Annotated in this window: 2 tRNA genes; both read right to left on the reverse strand. The window is 47.2% G+C overall.

Annotated features, from left to right (window positions below):
* Positions 1-83 precede the first annotated feature (83 nt).
* A tRNA-Ala gene (locus tag HP570_RS29325) sits at positions 84-159 on the reverse strand.
* Between the two features lie 17 nt (positions 160-176).
* Positions 177-253, reverse strand: a tRNA-Ile gene (locus tag HP570_RS29330).
* Positions 254-309: the final 56 nt, after the last annotated feature.

Below are 309 nucleotides of genomic sequence, written 5' to 3' on the forward strand. Positions count from 1 at the left end.
GATTTGACTATTTCTCAAAAGTGACGAAAAATAATGTACCACATCTTCCTGTTCACTTTCAAGTGCTTTTTTAAAACTTTTTTTGGTGGAGCTGAACGGGATCGAACCGATGACCTCCTGCTTGCAAGGCAGGCGCTCTCCCAACTGAGCTACAGCCCCATACTAGGGGAAATATATGGTGGGCCTAGGCTGACTCGAACAGCCGACCTCACGCTTATCAGGCGTGCGCTCTAACCAACTGAGCTATAGGCCCGCAAAGGAGTTATACTCCTTCAAAACTGAACAGCGAATGTTGCGTTACGGTCGTAT

Origin of the sequence: Brevibacillus sp. RS1.1 (assembly GCF_013284365.1) — a bacterium.
Classification (GTDB): Bacteria; Bacillota; Bacilli; order Brevibacillales; family Brevibacillaceae; genus Brevibacillus; species Brevibacillus brevis_D.